The following is a 22,050-nucleotide window of genomic DNA, read 5'->3' as shown; positions in this document are numbered from 1 at the left end:
TAATTAATAAACCTGTATTAAATTTTTAATAACAGCGTTAATTAATAACGGGAGCAGGTTGGCTTTCAACTAAAAAGCCCCATTGCTTGCAAGCTCTGTATCTATCTCGAGCTTGTTGCTTTAATAATTCGTTTGTTGGTACAAAATCAACCACAGTTGAAAAATTATTCGTAAAGTTCGGCATCGTACCTGTTAGGTTAATAAGAACAGGGCGTCTAATTGTTGGATTTTTCCAGCTAATTTCAACTGGAGAACCACCTCTTGGACCTTCACCTAACAAATTGTGAGCAACGAATGAATCGGGTTCAAATGCCCATAACATTTCATCAATGTCATGAGCTTGTGTTTGATCTTGCGTATAAATAAATACTTTTTGGTTTTGTCTGTAAAAATAAGCGGCCTGCAAACAAGCTTGATGAATCAAAGCATGTTTTTCTTGTTCAGCTGTTTTATCGTTATGCGCTGTTTCTTCTGAAGTTTTATCTGTTTCAGGAAGAACATAAAACATGACTTTTGTTTGCATTTTTACTTACCCATTACGTGTCAATTAACTGTATTTATTTAGCCAAGTAACTTATCAGTGAATAATAACTAAAATAGCGGAATGCCTAAACATTCCGCTTATGTATTATTCGCCTTGTTCAGCACCAGATTTATTTAATAAATACTGAGTTAACATGCTAACAGGTCTACCTGTTGAACCTTTGTCTTTACCACCACTGCGCCATGCTGTACCAGCAATGTCTAAATGTGCCCAGTTGTACTTTTTAGTAAAACGAGACAAGAAACATGCAGCTGTAATTGCGCCGCCACCTTTACCACCTAAGTTAGTAAAGTCAGCAAATGGGCTTTCAAGTTGATCTTGGTATTCTTCCCATAAAGGTAAACGCCAAGCTCTATCGCCACTTTGCTCTGAAGCATTAAGTAATTCATGTGCTAATGGGTTATGCGCACTGAATAAACCGGTTGCGTGTTTACCTAAAGCAACAACACAAGCACCCGTTAACGTAGCAAGGTCGACAACCGCTTCAGGTTCAAAACGCTCAACGTAAGTTAATGCGTCACATAATACTAAGCGACCTTCAGCATCAGTGTTTAACACTTCAACTGTTTGACCCGACATCGTTGTTAAAATATCACCAGGGCGATAAGCATTTCCGCCAGGCATGTTTTCACAACCAGCAACAACACCAATAACATTGATAGATAAGTTTAACTCAGCTAATGAATGCATAGCGCCTAATACACTTGCAGCACCACCCATGTCATATTTCATTTCATCCATGCCAGCGCCAGGTTTTAAAGAAATCCCGCCACTGTCGAATGTTAAGCCTTTACCCACAAGTACGATTGGAGCTGAATCATCACCTGCACCATTGTATTTCATGATGCTCATCATTGATTCGTTTACTGAACCACGACCAACAGCTAAGTATGAACCCATACCAAGCTCTTCCATTTCTTTCTCACCAATAATGGTAGTACTTATGTTGTCGTAGTCGTTATCTAAAATACGTGCTTGCTCAGCTAAGTAAGCAGGGTTACAGATGTTTGGCGGCATGTTAGCAACATTCTTACATGTTGAAACACCTTCAGACACAGCTAAGCCGTGTGCTATCGCACGCTCACCCATAGGTAGTTCTTTACGTGTAGGTACATTAAATACAATTTTACGTAATGGACGACGAGCTTCAGCTTTGCGTGTTTTTAAACTGTCAAAACTGTATAAACAATCTTGAGTCGCTTCAATTGCTTGACGTATTTTCCAATAAGTTCCGCGACCTTTAACGTGTAGGTCAGAAAGATAACATACAGCTTCCATTGAACCCGTTTCATTTAACGTGTTGATGGTTTTGCTAATGATTTGGCGATATTGACGTTCGTCTAATTCACGCTCTTTACCACAACCAACAAGTAAAACGCGTTCACTTAATACATTAGGAACGTGATGAAGTAATAACATTTGACCAGACTTACCTTCAAGGTCGCCTTTTCGTAACAAATTGCTAATATAACCTTCACTTATTTCATCAAGTTGCTCAGCTATAGCAGACAAACGACGTGGTTCAAATACACCAACTACAATACATGCGCTGCGTTGTTTTTCTGGGCTACCACTTTTTACACTGAACTCCATGAGCTCTCCTTAATTGGCTATTTAAATACGATAAATTGTTCATATTCGTTGTTTAAACAGCTTAAAACGTTAAATAATAAGGAAGATTAGTTTTAAATCTATGGTGCTAAAGGCTATAATCTTAGCTGGCTTGAACAGCTTCGTGCCTCTAGCGTACTTATTATTTTGTGATGAAAACAACCAGTTTACTTAAAAATAGTGCGATTGTCAGAAAAAACACCGTTATTTATAGGATCTATTTGTGATTATTTTTCGCTATTTATTAAAAGAAGTTGCTAAAACACAGCTTGCTGTATTTTTTGTACTTATGGCGATATTTATTAGCAATAAATTTGTACGTATTTTAGACGATGCATCAGAAGGTGGTATACCAGGTCACTTGGTGATGATATTTATCGCTTTAAAGATCCCTGATTTAGCAGGCATGATTTTACCTTTGAGTTTATTTTTAGGTATTTTGCTGGCATACGGACGTATTTACGCAGATAACGAAATGGCGGTTTTACACGCTTGTGGCATAAGTGAATGGTATGTTGTGCGAGTAACCTTGGTCGTAGGCTTAGTTACTGCGATTATTACGGGGATATTTACCTTACATTTAGCTCCTTTTGCGTCTGAATATGAATATCAGGTTAAAGAAGAGCTTGCTGCCGACTCAGGTTTAAGTTCTTTAATGGCAGGGCGCTTTCAAAAAACAGGTAACGAAAAAGCTGTTGTATTTATTCATGATAAAGACAATGCTTCGTCAACCCTCAATAAAGTATTCGTAGCACAACTTCCCAGTGAAAATCTCACCAATGAAAGCATTATTAATGCAAGTTTAGTGTATGCAGCTAAAGGTCAAGTTATCGAAGAAGACACTGGATCTCAGCGTTTAGTATTAACCGATGGTATTCGTTATCAAAACGATGAAAAGAATAAAGAATTTAGAGAAGTTGCTTTCAGTAAATATTATATTCAAATACAAGATCAAAAAGTTGAACATAAACGTCGTAAGTTAAGTGCTATTTCAACTCATAAACTCTTTGATGAAGACGACAGTGAACTCCAAACAGAATATCGAGCTGAAATTCAATGGCGTATGGCATTTCCATTAGTATGTTTAGTGGTTACTTTAATTGCAGTACCGCTAAGCTCTGTTAATCCTCGCCAAGGAAAGTTTGGTAAAATGTTACCTGCTCTTATTTTATTTTTAAGTTATTTCTTATTATTAACGGCTTCACGTTCGGCGATGGAAAGTGGAGCTATTCCAAGTGCTGTTGGTTTATGGCCAGTTCATATATGTGCTTTTATTTTAGGTGTTATTTTAATACTTCAGCACAGAAGTGCAGGCTTAAAAGTTAAATCGATACTTCCTTCTTTTCCACGTAAAAAAGCAGCAGCATAATGAAAATACTTGATGTATACATCGGAAAAATAATAGCTTCAACTACGGCTATTACCTTGTCTGTTTTTGTTAGTTTAAGTGGCATTATTAAGTTTGTTGAGCAAATGAAAGCCGTAGGGCGTGGTAATTACGATTTATCTCATGCGGCTCTTTATGTTTTATATGCGATACCTCGTGATATTGAAATCTTCTTTCCTATGGCAACTTTAATTGGTGGGCTGATCGGTATTGGAATGCTGGCGAGTAATAGTGAATTGGTGGTGATGCAAGCTTCTGGCTGGTCGCGCTTAGATATTATTAAATCTGTAATGAAAACTGCTGTTATTATGATATTGATCAGTATGGCAGTAGGCGAATGGTTAGCACCAAGAGGTGAAGCCGCTGCACGTGAAATTAGAGCTCAAGCTATTTCAGGTGGTAGTTTAGTATCATCTAAAAATGGGGTCTGGGCAAAAGATGGCGATTACTTTGTTCACATTGGTGAAATAAAAGAGCATGGCGAATTAAGTAATATTCAAATATATAAATTTAATGAACAGTTAAAGCTATCCAGCTGGATTGCTGCTGAAAGTGCTCATTACAAAACAGAAAATTGGGTATTAACGGGGGTTGTTGAAACCTTTGTAACCGATGAAAATATCACTTCAGAAACTTTAGCCGTTAAGCCTTGGCGCTCATCATTAACACCAGACAAGTTAGGTGTTATAACGCCTGAGTCATTGTCGATAAGCGGTTTGTCTGACTACCTTCAATACTTAGAAGATAATGAACAAGATACCAGCCGTTACCAATTAGCCTTTTGGCGTAAAATAGTTCAGCCGATAACGGTTGCTGTTATGTTGTTAGTGGCGCTGTCGTTTATTTTTGGCCCGTTGCGCTCAGTATCAATGGGCGCAAGAATTATGATGGGTGTTGCTACAGGTATATTGTTTTACATTAGTAATGAAGTGATGGGCTCTATGAGCTTGGTTTATCAATTGCCACCTTTATTTGGGGCCGTTATGCCAAGCATCATATTCGTGAGTGTCGCGCTGTACCTGATGCAGCGAAAACCAAGTTAGGTCTTAGATATGCACGAAGTTACTCGCTAGTAGAGCTATCTGTTTTTAGCTCTACTTACTTCAATCGGTAATACAACCACTTCAGTTTGTGTCAATCTATCTTGCAAGCTTAGCTTGTTTTTTCTATCAAATATTACTGCGAAATTACCAAAACCTATCAAAGTAGGAAGTAATCTTTTTAGCCCTGTTTTTTTAGATATTAAGCTGCCATCTAAATTTTGAACACGTAAACGCCATGCTTTCATTCCAATAGTTTGACCACTTCTATTCCAAAACCAGACAAAGAAAAAAGCTACCCAGAAGAAGTTCCAACTATAAATTAATCCGCTGTATAAAACTGAGTTTTGTTGCACTTCAATTAAATGCTCATATTCACCCATATCTATAAAGCCTAAATTGTTAAACAGCATGAATATACAGAATGAGATCAGTCCTGCTACCATGTAAACAGCTACTGAGGTGAGGAAGTCGTACATCCAACAGGCCATGCGGCGTCTAAAGCCTGCGCGTGGGAAATCGTTATAATTTATAGAAGTCATGAGAATACCTTTGAATAATTTGAGTAGTCTATCAAAGAGCGCTGTTAAATCGCATTATTTTACATAATAATTATTAATAAAAGTAAAATAAGGCTGTTTAACCTAACGGAATAATTTAAATCTGCAGTAAGGTATTATGATAATGTGAAGATTCAGTATTGAATTTCACCATCTAACTTAAACTTATATCAGTTAATAACGGACACATTCATGAAAGAGCAAAAATCATTAGGTTTACAAGATAATACTTTAGTAAAAAACTCGTCTTATATTAATGGTGGCTGGCACAGAAGTGAAACACAGTTCGCAGTAATTAATCCTGCTAACAATGAATTAGTAGCAAATGTAAATAATGCAGGTGTAATAGAAACTGAGCTAGCAGTAAAAGCCGCTAAAAGTGCCTTAAAAATGTGGTCGTCTAAGTCAGCCAATGAACGTTCTATTTTATTACGTAATTGGTTTAATTTAATGATACAACATCAGACGACCTCGGAAAAATATTAACGTTAGAGCAGGGCAAGCCTCTTGCTGAAGCAAAAGGTGAAATTGGCTACGGTGCTTCATTTATTGAATGGGTTGCTGAAGAAGGTAAGCGTGTTTATGGTGATACTATTCCTGGTCCATCAGGTGATAAGCGTATTGTTGTAATCAAACAACCTGTAGGTGTAGTCGCTTCAATCACTCCATGGAATTTTCCTAATGCTATGATCGCAAGAAAAGCCGCTGCAGCCTTAGCTGCAGGTTGTACTTTTGTGGTTCGTCCTGCAACGCAAACACCTTTGTCGGCATTAGCAATGGCTGAATTGGCTGAAAGGGCGGGTATTCCTGCTGGCGTATTTAATGTTGTTGTTGGAGAAGACGCTCGCGGTATGGGAGAAGTATTAACTCAACATCCTGATGTAGCTAAATTTACTTTTACGGGTTCAACACAAGTAGGCAAAGCTCTGATAAGTCAATGTGCAACTACCGTGAAAAAAGTATCCATGGAGCTAGGTGGTAACGCGCCTTTTATTGTTTTTGATGATGCAGACATTGATGCCGCAGTTCAAGGTGCTCTGGTATCAAAGTACCGTAATGCAGGCCAAACTTGCGTGTGTACAAATAGAATTTTTGTTCAAAAATCGGTGCTTGAACAGTTTACTGATAAATTCTCAGTGGCTGTTGCTGCTTTATCTGTAGGTAATGGTTTAGCTGATGGTGTGACTGTAGGACCTATGATATCGAGTGATGCCGTGGACGGTGTTGATAAACTTGTTAATGACTCTGTCGCTGCTGGCGCCAAACTTATACTTGGCGGTAAAAGAGGTGCCTCGGGTGAAAGCTTCTATCAACCTACAATTTTAACAAATGTTACTAATGAGATGCCTGTTGCTAGCAATGAAATATTTGGTCCTATTTCACCTATTATAAGCTTTGAAACAGAAGCTGAAGTTATCGCTATGGCTAATGATACTGAATATGGTTTAGCAGCTTATTTCTATTCAAGAGATATTGGTCGTATTTGGCGTGTATCTGAAGAGTTGGAATTTGGTATGATTGGCATTAATGAAGGATTAATCTCCAATGTGGCAGCACCTTTTGGTGGCGTAAAACAATCAGGAAGTGGTCGAGAAGGATCTAAATACGGGTTAGACGATTATTTAGAAATTAAATATTTATGTATGGGCGGCTTAGATAAATAATTGAAGTGTTGTGAAGTTATAGTAAAGCTGTAACTGGAAAGTGATTTTAGTAAATACGATAGTTATTTTAATCTCTTAATCTTACGTCAGTATGCTTATGGGCTAATGAATTATATAAGGAATTAGTACTTTCAATATTTATTATGTTGTCATAATCTCTGATGAAATAGCTTAACTATCGTCATTTAAAATGAATGAAACTTAAACTTAAACCTGAATAATTGTGATGTTTGAAATAAGACCTAATTTATATTGCACTGTGGACTTCCTAAATGTGAACGATCGAGCAAGCCATCATTTTTCGAGTAACAGCCTTATACGGTCAAATAAACAACATCTAAACTCATTGTTTTGTAAAAACTATTGCTAACACCTGAGTATTTCGTATAATGCCGCTCTCTGAAACGTTTGAATGAATATTTCAGAGTAGTTTATAAAGCTATTGGTTTTTATATAAAGCTTATTGCTTTGTAAACTAACGTTTACTTCCTCTTATTGCCGGTGTGGTGGAATTGGTAGACACGACGGATTCAAAATCCGTTGCCTTCGGGCGTGACGGTTCAAGTCCGTCTTCCGGTACCATATTGAAAGCCCTGATTCTAAAGAGTCAGGGCTTTTTTATGTTAAAAAATAAGATTTAAATAAATGGCTTATGAGTCGATATAGGATCTATTGAGGTTCAATGTTTTTCCTGTTTAGATTTAGTTATCTATTGGTATTAGAAAGGTTTTTTATGGCAGCTACAGCTTACGCACTCCACATATTAGTTAAACACAAAGAAATTGCAGAAGACATTCTCAAGCAATTAGGGAAGGGAGCTAAGTTTCAGACGTTAGCTAAAAAGTATTCGTCATGTCCTACTGGTAAAAAGGGCGGTGACTTAGGTGAGTTTAAACGCGGCACTATGGTTCCGCAATTTGATAAAATTGCATTTAACGGTGCAATATTGGAACCACACCTGGTTAAAACTAAATTTGGTTGGCATGTAATAAAGGTGCTTTATAGGACTTAATTTGTAACTGTTTTGAAATTAATGTTCTTTTCAAAACCCCTGTCGTAAGACGTGTTGGTTCGAGTCCGAGAGCTGGTACCATATTGAAAGCCTTGATTTGAAAGAGTAGGGGCTTTTTTATATCAAAAATATTAGAATTATAAATAAGTAAGGTTAAGTGAAATTCTATTGTCCCCTTTGTCAATTCAATGATTTACCTGTCAGCAGGGTAGTTTTAAATTAAATGCTTTGCTTCTTAATTACTCGCTATATGCACTACATGTTTAATTCATCAATATTTATTTTAAATAATTTGTTTATTTATGAATCTTATGGTCATAATGACATTAAATGATTTATTATTAAATAAAACAAACTTTAAAAAGAGGTAAATAGATGAAACATCTTTATTTCATATTATTGGTATTAGTAACTGTAGCTTGTTCTAACAACCTAAGTAATGTCAGTAGCAATAAATTAGATAATCTACAGCAAGTTAATATTGTGGCTAAAAGTGATTATAAACAGAGATTAAATTTCGGTGCTAAATTAGAACCTGAGTTTGGGATTATACATGGGGCAGGGCAGGATATAGACAGTTATAACCGTTATAGTGATTTAATGCCTAATAATAGTAAGCCTTTGATGTATATGACGTATGTTTCACTCACACAATCTACTGATGAAGTTATTAATTGGCATAAAAAAGTTAAAGCTGAAATTACTGCGATGAAAGACACCAATGTTGTTCTTCAAATTGGTGTAAATTTAACATCTGGTAAGGATAATGGTTCAGGCGAAGCAGAACGTTTATCTCAAGGTGAATTTGATGAACAAATAAAACATTTTATAAATGCTTTAGCAGATCTAAATACTCCAACATATTTACGAATTGGATATGAATTCGAAGGTAAGTGGAATAACTATACACCAGAAGGCTTTATTGGAGCCTTTAGGTTAATCACTGAAAAAGTTCGTTCAAGCAAGATTAAAAATATAGCAACAGTTTGGTGCAGCGCAGGTGGATCTGCTGGGTTTATTTCGAAAGAAGCATTGATGAACTATTATCCTGGAGATGATGTAGTTGATTGGTGGGGAGTTGATATCTTTTCACCACAAGAAATAACTAACCCTTGGCTTGGTGAGTTTTATCGAGATGCACAGAAGCATGGAAAGCCGGTTATGATTGGTGAAACAACTCCACGCTATGTTGGTGTTGATGATGGAATTAAAAGCTGGATGGATTGGTATCAACCTTTCTTTGACATGATTAAAGAATATCCTCAAATTAAAGCAATAAGCTATATAAATTGGGATTGGAATTTTTGGTCTAATGAATTAGGCTTTTCATGGCATAATTGGAAAGATGCAAGATTAGAAAAAAATAGTGTGGTTAGTGATAAGTATATTCAAGAGATCGCTGATCCTGTTTGGTTACACGCAGATGACTTTAGATTTGTACCATTAGAAAATTAATTATCGAAATTAGTATAAATATTTGAGCTTAAATTGTTTAGTTATCTCAATAATGAAAAGTAATTATTTTAGTTTTTATCTATTGGCAGTACAATAAGATATAGATAATAAGTGATTAATACTTTTGAATTTACATATTTTAAGTTTTATTTATTGTCAGTATTTTTGACAATGCATTTATTTTATTTTTATAGTTTATTTTATGATTTTGATATATATAAGTATTTATTTATTGGAACAATTTTTGCATTGAAATGTCACTTGTAAGTATTTTCAATTGTTCAATAATAAAATTCCTGTAATTAGGAAATCTGAGAGGTTGTATGAACATTAAATTTTTAAATATCGTATTCGCTAGTTTTGTATTGTTTTCTTCTAGTATGGCTAATGCAGGTATATTAAATGTAAACGATATCGTTAGTGATGCATCAGGCGTGGAATGGTTCTATATTGGTGAATATGATATGGCATCAGGCCCAAGTTACCTCGATGGTAATGGTGATGGTACAACAGGAGATGCAGCAAAAATTTATTCAGGTATCACTGCAGCTGAAGCCATTTTTGGTGAGTTATCTTTTAGTGACTTGTACGCAATCAGTACAGTAGAAGATGTTGTAGAGCATGAAGCTTGGTACGATAGAATTCATAACAGTTATGTTCAATTAGATGAAAGTCTTATAATTGATAATAACCTTGATGGTTTCTATAATGGTTCTGATGGCACTCTTGATACTAGAGGAGATGCATCTGCTTGGGTTCAAGATCGTGCATTACCAGGATCTGGAAGCGAGAATAAAATTAACTATGTTTTTAGTAGTTCAGCTGTGAGCGTACCAGAACCTTCTTCATTAGCTATTTTCTCATTAGCGTTATTAGCTTTTGGTAGACGTTACTTTAAGAAGTAACCATTTATACCCTTTAGTTTTTATTTAGAATGGCGATATAGAAATATATCGCCATTTTTTATTGTGTAAATATAATTCTGCTATAATGAATTATTTATTGTTAAACCAGTCATTAATGTTACAAAATAAATATTAAATTTCTAACTTGCTTAGAATATAATCAAGATGACAATTGTTTTTTATTATTTGTATAACAAACCTCTAGCCGTGATCCAAAATGTTTACTTCCATATGTTAAAAATAGTAAAAAATTAAAATAATTATTAGGAGTGTTAAGTAAATGCAACAATTTATAGCCCCAAAGAATGCTGATGTTATTGATGTTAAAGGGGTCATCCATACGGACTTGGATAAAAATACACTTCTGAGTACAGGCGATAAAGTGCAACAAGGGATGCTACTTATATTACCTAAAGAGAGTGCAATAACTCTTGTTTATGAAGATGGTAGTGAAGAAGTTGTATCAGGTAACTCAATAACAGATGAAAGTGTTGATATACAAATTGCAGACGAAACTATTGCCTTAGAACCCACCGACGATCTACTTGATGATATTAATGCTATTCAAGACTTAATCGAATCAGGTGATGATGTTGAACTTCCTGATACTGCAGCAGGTGGTGTTTTAAATAACGCAGGTACTAGTTTTGTAACATTAGACCGAGATGCTGAAGAACTTCTAGCACAAGCTCGATATGATACGACTGAACCCGCAAATACAGCTGCTATTATTTTAAATAATGACCCAGACCCATTAAATGAAGCATCAGATTTAACGTTTACTCAAAACGATCAAATTACTATAGATGAAGATCAAGTGGCTCAAGGTAATGTACTTGATAATGACATTGATGCTAACGATGATTTAACTGTCCAGTCTTTCACCATATCAGGTGACGCAACTGATTACCTCAGTGGTCAAACAGCTGAAGTAGAAGGCGGAAGCTTAACCATAAACTCAGACGGAAGCTTTATTTTTACCCCTCTAAGTAATTGGAATGGCGAACTTCCTTTAATAACATATACAACTAATACTGACGCTACAGGAACCTTATCAATTACGGTTACCCCAGTAAGTGATCTTATAGATGATGGTGAAACCCTATCAGTTAATGAAGATACACCGACTTCAGGTAACGTATTAGATAACGCTTCAAGTCCAGACGGACCTATAACCATCACCAGTGTTGTGATCGGTGGTGTTGAAGTGGGTGTTGACGCAACCACTCAGCTTGATGAAGGTGCGTTTACACTTAACGAAGATGGCAGTTACACCTTCGTACCCGCCGATAATTTCAACGGTGACTTACCCGAAATCAGTTACACAGTGACGGATGCTGCGGGCGATACACAAACCTCGACGCTAGCAATAAGCGTAACGCCAGAGTCAGATCTAACCGACGATGGTGAAACGATTTCAGTACAAGAAGATACACCCACTTCAGGTAACGTATTAGATAACGCTTCAAGTCCAGACGGACCATTAACCATCACCAGTGTTGTGATCGGTGGTGTTGAAGTGGCTGTTGGCGCAACAACTCAGCTTGATGAAGGTGCGTTTACACTTAACGAAGATGGCAGTTACACATTCGTACCCGCCGATAATTTTAACGGTGACTTACCAGAAATCAGTTACACAGTAACGGATGGGGCGGGCGATACACAAACCTCTACTCTTGCTATCAGCGTAACACCCGTGTCAGATCTTACCGACGATGGTGAAACGATTTCAATACAAGAAGATACACCCACTTCAGGTAACGTATTAGATAACGCTTCAAGTCCAGACGGACCATTAATCATCACGAGTGTTGTGATCGGTGGTGTTGAAGTGGTTGTTGGCGCAACCACTCAACTTGATGAAGGTGATTTCACATTAAATGAAGATGGCAGTTACACCTTTGTACCCGCTGACAATTTCAACGGTGACTTACCCGAAATCAGTTACACAGTAACGGATGGGGCGGGCGATACACAAACCTCGACTATCGCTATCAGCGTGACGCCAGTATCAGATCTAACCGACGATAGTGAAACGATTTCAGTACAAGAAGATACGCCGACTTCAGGTAACGTATTAGATAACGCTTCAAGTCCAGACGGACCTATAACCATCACCAGTGTTGTGATCGGTGGTGTTGAAGTGGTTGTTGGCGCAACCACTCAGCTTGATGAAGGTGCGTTTACACTTAACGAAGATGGCAGTTACACCTTCGTACCCGCCGATAATTTCAACGGTGACTTACCCGAAATCAGTTACACAGTGACGGATGCTGCGGGCGATACACAAACCTCGACGCTAGCAATAAGCGTAACGCCAGAGTCAGATCTAACCGACGATGGTGAAACGATTTCAGTACAAGAAGATACACCCACTTCAGGTAACGTATTAGATAACGCTTCAAGTCCAGACGGACCATTAACCATCACCAGTGTTGTGATCGGTGGTGTTGAAGTGGCTGTTGGCGCAACAACTCAGCTTGATGAAGGTGCGTTTACACTTAACGAAGATGGCAGTTACACATTCGTACCCGCCGATAATTTTAACGGTGACTTACCAGAAATCAGTTACACAGTAACGGATGGGGCGGGCGATACACAAACCTCTACTCTTGCTATCAGCGTAACACCCGTGTCAGATCTTACCGACGATGGTGAAACGATTTCAATACAAGAAGATACGCCGACTTCAGGTAACGTATTAGATAACGCTTCAAGTCCAGACGGACCATTAATCATCACGAGTGTTGTGATCGGTGGTGTTGAAGTGGTTGTTGGCGCAACCACTCAACTTGATGAAGGTGATTTCACATTAAATGAAGATGGCAGTTACACCTTTGTACCCGCTGACAATTTCAACGGTGACTTACCCGAAATCAGTTACACAGTAACGGATGCTGCGGGCGATACACAAACCTCGACTATCGCTATCAGCGTGACGCCAGTATCAGATCTAACCGACGATAGTGAAACGATTTCAGTACAAGAAGATACGCCAACTTCAGGTAACGTATTAGATAACGCTTCAAGTCCAGACGGACCATTAACTATCACCAGTGTTGTGATCGGTGGTGTTGAAGTGGCTGTTGGCGCAACCACTCAGCTTGATGAAGGTGCGTTTACACTTAACGAAGATGGCAGTTACACCTTCGTACCCGCCGATAATTTCAACGGTGACTTACCCGAAATCAGTTACACAGTGACGGATGCTGCGGGCGATACACAAACCTCGACGCTAGCAATAAGCGTAACGCCAGAGTCAGATCTAACTGACGATGGTGAAACGATTTCAGTACAAGAAGATACGCCGACTTCAGGTAACGTATTAGATAATGCTTCAAGTCCAGATGGACCATTAACCATCACCAGTGTTGTGATCGGTGGCGTTGAAGTGGTTGTTGGCGCAACCACTCAACTTGATGAAGGTGACTTCACCTTAAACGAAGACGGTAGTTATACCTTCATACCCGCTGACAATTTCAACGGAGACTTACCCGAAATAAGTTACACAGTAACGGATGGTGCGGGCGATACACAAACATCGACGCTGACGATAACAGTAGAACCAGTAAATGATGCACCGACTGCTGTGAATGATAATTACAGCGTTGACGAAGGCCAAACGGTCAGCGGCAACGTGATCAACGACACCACAGGCGGCGCAGCCGACAGTGATGTCGATGGCGACCCATTAACGATCACGCAAGTGAACGGTATTGATTTAGTGTTTGGCGCCGATGGTTTTGCAGACGTAGCGGTCGAAGGCGGTACATTACATATCAACGCCGCAGGTGACTTTGAGTATACAAACACCGGTTTTGAGCCAGGTGATGATGCGCCAACGTTTGACTACACCTTAAGTGATGGCAGCGATATCAGCACAGCCAGCGTCAGCATTACCGTGACCGATGTGCCGGTGATCATCCCAAACACTGCACCGACTGCTGTGAATGATAATTACAGCGTTGACGAAGGCCAAACGGTCAGCGGCAACATGATCAACGACACCACAGGCGGCGCAGCCGACAGTGATGTCGATGGCGACCCATTAACGGTCACGCAAGTGAACGGTATTGATTTAGTGTTTGGCGCGGATGGTTTTGCAGACGTAGCGGTCGAAGGCGGTACATTACGTATCAAGGCTGCGGGTGAATTTGAGTACACTAATACCGGTTTTGAGCCAGGTGATGCTGTCCCAACGTTTGACTACACCTTAAGTGATGGCGAAGACACAAGCACAGCGACGGTGACGATCGCGGTGACGGATGTGCCGGTGATCATCCCGAACACTGCACCGACTGCTGTGAATGATAATTACAGCGTTGACGAAGGCCAAACGGTCAGCGGCAACGCGATCAACGACACCACAGGCGGCGCAGCCGACAGTGATGTCGATGGCGACCCATTAACGGTCACGCAAGTGAACGGTATTGATTTAGTGTTTGGCGCCGATGGTTTTGCAGACGTAGCGGTCGAAGGCGGTACATTACGTATCAAGGCTGCGGGTGATTTTGAGTATACAAACACCGGTTTTGAGCCAGGTGATGCTGTCCCAACGTTTGACTACACCTTAAGTGATGGCGAAGACACAAGCACAGCGACGGTGACGATCGCGGTGACGGATGTGCCGGTGATCATCCCGAACACTGCACCGACTGCTGTGAATGATAATTACAGCGTTGACGAAGGCCAAACGGTCAGCGGCAACGTGATCAACGACACCACAGGCGGCGCAGCCGACAGTGATGTCGATGGCGACCCATTAACGATCACGCAAGTGAACGGTATTGATTTAGTGTTTGGCGCCGATGGTTTTGCAGACGTAGCGGTCGAAGGCGGTACATTACATATCAACGCCGCAGGTGACTTTGAGTATACAAACACCGGTTTTGAGCCAGGTGATGATGCGCCAACGTTTGACTACACCTTAAGTGATGGCAGCGATATCAGCACAGCCAGCGTCAGCATTACCGTGACCGATGTGCCGGTGATCATCCCAAACACTGCACCGACTGCTGTGAATGATAATTACAGCGTTGACGAAGGCCAAACGGTCAGCGGCAACATGATCAACGACACCACAGGCGGCGCAGCCGACAGTGATGTCGATGGCGACCCATTAACGGTCACGCAAGTGAACGGTATTGATTTAGTGTTTGGCGCGGATGGTTTTGCAGACGTAGCGGTCGAAGGCGGTACATTACGTATCAACGCTGCGGGTGAATTTGAGTACACTAATACCGGTTTTGAGCCAGGTGATGATGCGCCAACGTTTGACTACACGTTAAGTGATGGCGAAGCCACAAGCACAGCGACGGTGACGATCGCGGTGACGGATGTGCCGGTGATCATCCCGAACACTGCACCAACTGCTGTGAATGATAATTACAGCGTTGACGAAGGCCAAACGGTCAGCGGCAACGTGATCAACGACACCACAGGCGGCGCAGCCGACAGTGATGTCGATGGCGACCCATTAACGATCACGCAAGTGAACGGTATTGATTTAGTGTTTGGCGCCGATGGTTTTGCAGACGTAGCGGTCGAAGGCGGTACATTACGTATCAACGCCGCGGGTGACTTTGAGTACACTAATACCGGTTTTGAGCCAGGTGATGATGCGCCAACGTTTGACTACACCTTAAGTGATGGCGAAGACACAAGCACAGCGACGGTGACGATCGCGGTGACGGATGTGCCGGTGATCATCCCAAACACTGCACCGACTGCTGTGAATGATAATTACAGCGTTGACGAAGGCCAAACGGTCAGCGGCAACGTGATCAACGACACCACAGGCGGCACAGCCGACAGTGATGTCGATGGCGACCCATTAACGATCACGCAAGTGAACGGTATTGATTTAGTGTTTGGCGCCGATGGTTTTGCAGACGTAGCGGTCGAAGGCGGTACATTACGTATCAACGCTGCGGGTGATTTTGAGTATACAAACACCGGTTTTGAGCCAGGTGATGCTGTCCCAACGTTTGACTACACCTTAAGTGATGGCGAAGACACAAGCACAGCGACGGTGACGATCGCGGTGACGGATGTGCCGGTGATCATCCCGAACACTGCACCGACTGCTGTGAATGATAATTACAGCGTTGACGAAGGCCAAACGGTCAGCGGCAACGCGATCAACGACACCACAGGCGGCGCAGCCGACAGTGATGTCGATGGCGACCCATTAACGGTCACGCAAGTGAACGGTATTGATTTAGTGTTTGGCGCCGATGGTTTTGCAGACGTAGCGGTCGAAGGCGGTACATTACGTATCAACGCCGCGGGTGACTTTGAGTACACTAATACCGGTTTTGAGCCAGGTGATGATGCGCCAACGTTTGACTACACCTTAAGTGATGGCGAAGACACAAGCACAGCGACGGTGACGATCGCGGTGACGGATGTGCCGGTGATCATCCCAAACACTGCACCGACTGCTGTGAATGATAATTACAGCGTTGACGAAGGCCAAACGGTCAGCGGCAACGTGATCAACGACACCACAGGCGGCACAGCCGACAGTGATGTCGATGGCGACCCATTAACGATCACGCAAGTGAACGGTATTGATTTAGTGTTTGGCGCCGATGGTTTTGCAGACGTAGCGGTCGAAGGCGGTACATTACGTATCAACGCTGCGGGTGATTTTGAGTATACAAACACCGGTTTTGAGCCAGGTGATGCTGTCCCAACGTTTGACTACACCTTAAGTGATGGCGAAGACACAAGCACAGCGACGGTGACGATCGCGGTGACGGATGTGCCGGTGATCATCCCGAACACTGCACCGACTGCTGTGAATGATAATTACAGCGTTGACGAAGGCCAAACGGTCAGCGGCAACGCGATCAACGACACCACAGGCGGCGCAGCCGACAGTGATGTCGATGGCGACCCATTAACGGTCACGCAAGTGAACGGTATTGATTTAGTGTTTGGCGCCGATGGTTTTGCAGACGTAGCGGTCGAAGGCGGTACATTACGTATCAACGCTGCGGGTGATTTTGAGTATACAAACACCGGTTTTGAGCCAGGTGATGCTGTCCCAACGTTTGACTACACCTTAAGTGATGGCGAAGACACAAGCACAGCGACGGTGACGATCGCGGTGACGGATGTGCCGGTGATCATCCCGAACACTGCACCGACTGCTGTGAATGATAATTACAGCGTTGACGAAGGCCAAACGGTCAGCGGCAACGCGATCAACGACACCACAGGCGGCGCAGCCGACAGTGATGTCGATGGCGACCCATTAACGATCACGCAAGTGAACGGTATTGATTTAGTGTTTGGCGCCGATGGTTTTGCAGACGTAGCGGTCGAAGGCGGTACATTACGTATCAACGCTGCGGGTGATTTTGAGTATACAAACACCGGTTTTGAGCCAGGTGATGCTGTCCCAACGTTTGACTACACCTTAAGTGATGGCGAAGACACAAGCACAGCGACGGTGACGATCGCGGTGACGGATGTGCCGGTGATCATCCCGAACACTGCACCGACTGCTGTGAATGATAATTACAGCGTTGACGAAGGCCAAACGGTCAGCGGCAACGTGATCAACGACACCACAGGCGGCACAGCCGACAGTGATGTCGATGGCGACCCATTAACGATCACGCAAGTGAACGGTATTGATTTAGTGTTTGGCGCCGATGGTTTTGCAGACGTAGCGGTCGAAGGCGGTACATTACGTATCAACGCTGCGGGTGATTTTGAGTATACAAACACCGGTTTTGAGCCAGGTGATGCTGTCCCAACGTTTGACTACACCTTAAGTGATGGCGAAGACACAAGCACAGCGACGGTGACGATCGCGGTGACGGATGTGCCGGTGATCATCCCGAACACTGCACCGACTGCTGTGAATGATAATTACAGCGTTGACGAAGGCCAAACGGTCAGCGGCAACGCGATCAACGACACCACAGGCGGCGCAGCCGACAGTGATGTCGATGGCGACCCATTAACGGTCACGCAAGTAAACGGTATTGATTTAGTGTTTGGCGCCGATGGTTTTGCAGACGTAGCGGTCGAAGGCGGTACATTACGTATCAACGCTGCGGGTGATTTTGAGTATACAAACACCGGTTTTGAGCCAGGTGATGCTGTCCCAACGTTTGACTACACCTTAAGTGATGGCGAAGACACAAGCACAGCGACGGTGACGATCGCGGTGACGGATGTGCCGGTGATCATCCCGAACACTGCACCGACTGCTGTGAATGATAATTACAGCGTTGACGAAGGCCAAACGGTCAGCGGCAACGCGATCAACGACACCACAGGCGGCGCAGCCGACAGTGATGTCGATGGCGACCCATTAACGATCACGCAAGTGAACGGTATTGATTTAGTGTTTGGCGCCGATGGTTTTGCAGACGTAGCGGTCGAAGGCGGTACATTACGTATCAACGCTGCGGGTGATTTTGAGTATACAAACACCGGTTTTGAGCCAGGTGATGCTGTCCCAACGTTTGACTACACCTTAAGTGATGGCGAAGACACAAGCACAGCGACGGTGACGATCGCGGTGACGGATGTGCCGGTGATCATCCCGAACACTGCACCGACTGCTGTGAATGATAATTACAGCGTTGACGAAGGCCAAACGGTCAGCGGCAACGTGATCAACGACACCACAGGCGGCACAGCCGACAGTGATGTCGATGGCGACCCATTAACGATCACGCAAGTGAACGGTATTGATTTAGTGTTTGGCGCCGATGGTTTTGCAGACGTAGCGGTCGAAGGCGGTACATTACGTATCAACGTCGCGGGTGACTTTGAGTACACTAATACCGGTTTTGAGCCCGGTGATGATGCGCCAACGTTTGACTACACCTTAAGTGATGGTGAAGCCACAAGCACAGCGACGGTGACGATCGCGGTGACGGATGTGCCGGTGATCATCCCGAACACTGCACCAACTGCTGTGAATGATAATTACAGCGTTGACGAAGGCCAAACGGTCAGCGGCAACGTGATCAACGACACCACAGGCGGCACAGCCGACAGTGATGTCGATGGCGACCCATTAACGATCACGCAAGTAAACGGTATTGATTTAGTGTTTGGCGCCGATGGTTTTGCAGACGTAGCGGTCGAAGGCGGTACATTACGTATCAACGCTGCGGGTGATTTTGAGTATACAAACACCGGTTTTGAGCCAGGTGATGCTGTCCCAACGTTTGACTACACCTTAAGTGATGGCGAAGACACAAGCACAGCGACGGTGACGATCGCGGTGACGGATGTGCCGGTGATCATCCCGAACACTGCACCGACTGCTGTGAATGATAATTACAGCGTTGACGAAGGCCAAACGGTCAGCGGCAACGCGATCAACGACACCACAGGCGGCGCAGCCGACAGTGATGTCGATGGCGACCCATTAACGGTCACGCAAGTGAACGGTATTGATTTAGTGTTTGGCGCCGATGGTTTTGCAGACGTAGCGGTCGAAGGCGGTACATTACGTATCAACGCTGCGGGTGAATTTGAGTACACTAATACCGGTTTTGAGCCCGGTGATGATGCGCCAACGTTTGACTACACCTTAAGTGATGGCGAAGACACAAGCACAGCGACGGTGACGATCGCGGTGACGGATGTGCCGGTGATCATCCCGAACACTGCACCAACTGCTGTGAATGATAATTACAGCGTTGACGAAGGCCAAACGGTCAGCGGCAACGTGATCAACGACACCACAGGCGGCGCAGCCGACAGTGATGTCGATGGCGACCCATTAACGATCACGCAAGTGAACGGTATTGATTTAGTGTTTGGCGCCGATGGTTTTGCAGACGTAGCGGTCGAAGGCGGTACATTACGTATCAACGCTGCGGGTGAATTTGAGTACACTAATACCGGTTTTGAGCCCGGTGATGATGCGCCAACGTTTGACTACACCTTAAGTGATGGCGAAGACACAAGCACAGCGACGGTGACGATCGCGGTGACGGATGTGCCGGTGATCATCCCGAACACTGCACCAACTGCTGTGAATGATAATTACAGCGTTGACGAAGGCCAAACGGTCAGCGGCAACGTGATCAACGACACCACAGGCGGCGCAGCCGACAGTGATGTCGATGGCGACCCATTAACGATCACGCAAGTGAACGGTATTGATTTAGTGTTTGGCGCCGATGGTTTTGCAGACGTAGCGGTCGAAGGCGGTACATTACGTATCAACGCCGCGGGTGACTTTGAGTACACTAATACCGGTTTTGAGCCAGGTGATGATGCGCCAACGTTTGACTACACCTTAAGTGATGGCGAAGACACAAGCACAGCGACGGTGACGATCGCGGTGACGGATGTGCCGGTGATCATCCCAAACACTGCACCGATTGCGACCGATGACAACTTCAGTGTGAATGAAGGTGAAACCGTTTCAGGTAACGTGATCAGCCACGATGATGGCGATGGTGTTATCGACAGTGACGCGGACAACGACACGTTAACGATCACGCAAGTAAACGGTATTGATTTAGTGTTTGATGACAATGTTGATAGCGGTTTTGTGAGTGTCGATATTAACGGTGATACGTTGCGCATCAATGCCCAAGGTGAATTTAGCTACACCAACACCGGTTCTGAGCCAGGTGATACCACGCCAAGTTTTGAGTACACCTTAAGTGATGGTGAGGACACCAGCACAGCGACTGCGACTATAAGTGTTATTGATACAGCGCCTATCGCGAATGACGATAATAATTATATTTCACTTATTCAAAATGACAATGGTGATATCCCAACGAGTAAAGTTGGGGGCAGTATTATTCTTTCAGGCAGTTCAGGTGATAATAAGGATATTTCAGCTGACGGCGTTATAAATCTTATATCTATATCGCATAATGGTGATGAATATGTGTTTAATGATACTGATACGTCATTTGTTATTACAACTGAATACGGATCATTAACTATAGATGATACAGGTATATACAGTTATACATCTAACCCCGACATTGAGATGCCTGTAGGCGGAGGAGTCAGTGACGTATTTACTTACACCATACAAGATGGTGATATAAATAACCCAGAAATAGATACTGCTGATCTGACTATTTATTTAACGCCTGGTTTGAATGATGCTAATGAAACGACTAAAGATACAACAGGTAATGTTCTCGATAATGCATTTAGCTATGGTTTAACATGGCCTGACAATATGAGCTATGAATTAGACCTTTCAGTTAAAGAATTTAGAGTTAATGGCGTATTGTATAAGGCGGGTCAAACAGCGGAGTTAACTGAAGGTGATTTCACTCTTAATTCTGATGGTAGCTTTATTTTTGAACCTACAGACGGGTTTAGTGGAGAAGTTCCTGATGTTATTTACAAAGTAACGGATAGTGACTATGCAAGTAATACCTCAACTTTAACTATTGACACAAGTGTTCCAAGTTCTACACCTGTTAAAGATGATGGAAGTTTTGATACAAGTACTATAGATACATCACTTATAAAAAGTAGTCTTGTAGCTAGTAGTGAATTTAGCCAAACTGCTGTAAATGATGAGCAGCCTGATTTAAGTGATCTATTAAGTGATGATGCAAATAATTCTCTTGATGATTACTTAGCATTTGACGAAGTAGAAGGGGCCACTGCATTAAATGATGGATTCATAGCAGGTGAAAATGATGCATTAAATGATGAAACAGTCGAGTTAGTTACGATTGAGAGTGACGATACAAGTCAACAAGTTACCAATGGATTGTTAGCTGATGGTGCAATTATTGTAAGTGATGCCGCAGCACCATCTGCACCAACTCTTGCTGAGATGGACTCAACCGATATATTATAATTAGACTTTTTATCTGGTTAACAATATATTAACATACTGAATAAG

At 42.5% G+C, this 22,050-nt stretch carries 9 protein-coding genes, 1 tRNA gene and 1 pseudogene; 8 read left to right on the top strand and 3 right to left on the bottom strand.

Translation table 11 applies throughout. The features are described 5' to 3' along the window. Positions 1 to 37: 37 nt before the first annotated feature. Positions 38 to 523, bottom strand: a complete 486-nt coding sequence (locus ACPUVN_RS12800; protein WP_426369217.1) for a DNA polymerase III subunit chi — start codon at positions 521 to 523, stop codon at positions 38 to 40. Positions 524 to 628: 105 nt separating this feature from the next. After that, positions 629 to 2,137: a leucyl aminopeptidase gene (pepA, locus tag ACPUVN_RS12795; protein ID WP_426359937.1), complete on the bottom strand. Its 1,509-nt coding sequence runs from the start codon at positions 2,135 to 2,137 to the stop codon at positions 629 to 631. 241 nt (positions 2,138 to 2,378) lie between these two features. Here pepA and lptF point away from each other — a divergent pair, with 241 nt between their 5' ends. Together lptF and lptG are read left to right on the top strand one after the other, a co-directional pair. Further along, on the top strand, positions 2,379 to 3,524 hold the full coding sequence (gene lptF / locus ACPUVN_RS12790) for an LPS export ABC transporter permease LptF (RefSeq protein ID WP_426359938.1): 1,146 nt from the start codon (positions 2,379 to 2,381) through the stop codon (positions 3,522 to 3,524). Continuing rightward, on the top strand, positions 3,521 to 4,585 hold the full coding sequence (gene lptG, locus ACPUVN_RS12785; RefSeq protein WP_426360536.1) for an LPS export ABC transporter permease LptG: 1,065 nt from the start codon (positions 3,521 to 3,523) through the stop codon (positions 4,583 to 4,585). Before lptF ends, lptG begins: the two co-directional genes overlap by 4 nt. Before the next feature lie 35 nt (positions 4,586 to 4,620). Here lptG and ACPUVN_RS12780 read toward each other — a convergent pair whose 3' ends face one another. Next, the gene (locus ACPUVN_RS12780) at positions 4,621 to 5,124 is read right to left on the bottom strand and encodes an RDD family protein (protein ID WP_426359939.1); all 504 of its coding nucleotides are present in this window, start codon (positions 5,122 to 5,124) and stop codon (positions 4,621 to 4,623) included. 210 nt (positions 5,125 to 5,334) lie between these two features. Between ACPUVN_RS12780 and ACPUVN_RS12775 the strand changes: the two are divergent. The 6 genes and pseudogenes from ACPUVN_RS12775 to ACPUVN_RS12750 all read left to right on the top strand — a co-directional run bounded on the left by ACPUVN_RS12775 (position 5,335) and on the right by ACPUVN_RS12750 (position 22,005). Further along, positions 5,335 to 6,806, top strand: a pseudogene (locus ACPUVN_RS12775) (NAD-dependent succinate-semialdehyde dehydrogenase). 497 nt (positions 6,807 to 7,303) lie between these two features. Then, positions 7,304 to 7,388: transfer RNA gene (locus ACPUVN_RS12770), tRNA-Leu, on the top strand. 151 nt (positions 7,389 to 7,539) lie between these two features. Then, positions 7,540 to 7,818, top strand: coding sequence for a peptidylprolyl isomerase (locus tag ACPUVN_RS12765; RefSeq protein WP_426359941.1), 279 nt, complete (start codon positions 7,540 to 7,542; stop codon positions 7,816 to 7,818). Between the two features lie 375 nt (positions 7,819 to 8,193). After that, the gene (locus ACPUVN_RS12760; protein WP_426369216.1) at positions 8,194 to 9,273 is read left to right on the top strand and encodes a glycoside hydrolase family 26 protein; all 1,080 of its coding nucleotides are present in this window, start codon (positions 8,194 to 8,196) and stop codon (positions 9,271 to 9,273) included. A gap of 323 nt (positions 9,274 to 9,596) precedes the next feature. Further along, positions 9,597 to 10,178, top strand: a complete 582-nt coding sequence (locus tag ACPUVN_RS12755; RefSeq protein ID WP_426359943.1) for a PEP-CTERM sorting domain-containing protein — start codon at positions 9,597 to 9,599, stop codon at positions 10,176 to 10,178. Between the two features lie 280 nt (positions 10,179 to 10,458). Further along, on the top strand, positions 10,459 to 22,005 hold the full coding sequence (locus ACPUVN_RS12750) for an Ig-like domain-containing protein (protein WP_426369215.1): 11,547 nt from the start codon (positions 10,459 to 10,461) through the stop codon (positions 22,003 to 22,005). Positions 22,006 to 22,050 lie beyond the last annotated feature (45 nt).

This window comes from Pseudocolwellia antarctica, from assembly GCF_049933045.1.
Classification (GTDB): domain Bacteria; phylum Pseudomonadota; class Gammaproteobacteria; order Enterobacterales; family Alteromonadaceae; genus Pseudocolwellia.
Note: the sequence above shows the minus strand (reverse complement) of the source record. Positions and strands in the feature narration are given on the sequence as shown.